1 protein-coding gene is annotated in these 709 nt (G+C 45.7%); it reads right to left on the bottom strand.

Annotated features, from left to right (window positions below; translation table 11 throughout):
- Positions 1-116: 116 nt before the first annotated feature.
- Positions 117-709: hypothetical protein (locus V8J63_RS27690; RefSeq protein WP_130926922.1), on the bottom strand; the 593-nt coding region annotated here is incomplete at its 5' end.

A 709-nucleotide genomic window follows, 5' to 3' on the forward strand; every position in this document is an offset into this window, starting at 1 on the left:
CTGCAGGTCACCGCCGCTTTTACGCTCGACGCGAATTTGAAGGTGGCCTGTCCCCGTTTGTCTCTCGAAAGGTGGTCTGTCCCCATTTATCCGGTCCCCATTTATTCGCTTTTCTTTCAATCGTCGGGAATCTCGATATGAAACGAATCTGCATCAATTTTCAAAGACATCCATCCTGGCCCAGGCAAAACGTTTATTTCACCCTCAAGAAAATACTCACTTGCAGACTTATCGACTTTAGGCCCACTAATAAACTCCTCGACAAACTCATTACCTGAGGAACTCTTTCGATCGAGAGAATATTCACAGATAACTTTTCTCAACACACTCACACCCGAAAAGACCAGCCAGCAGTCACCCACATATTCATGCATTGCGTGCAAACCTTCACTCTTGCTCTCGTATCTGACCCATTCACCACCCTCGCTTCGAGCGTGTAACAAACCATTTACAAGACTCCATTCAACATACTCCACATCTCTAGCGGGATCGTAAATGTAATGAACAGGAAAAATACTTTCGCCCTTAGGACACTCATCTTCATCACACTGTACGATCCGAGCGCCATCCGCCGCTGTTACCAACTTCGTTTTTTTCAAGGCTAGGCCTCTTTCGACATAAAGGCGAACTACTCCATTTTCGAGCTCAAAGCCTCCATATACGCAGTCAAATGTGACGAGGGAATCAAACATCGCTGAAACTATCATTT

The sequence above is a fragment of the Pseudomonas sp. CCNWLW23 genome (assembly GCF_037095675.1).
GTDB lineage: Bacteria > Pseudomonadota > Gammaproteobacteria > Pseudomonadales > Pseudomonadaceae > Aquipseudomonas > Aquipseudomonas atacamensis.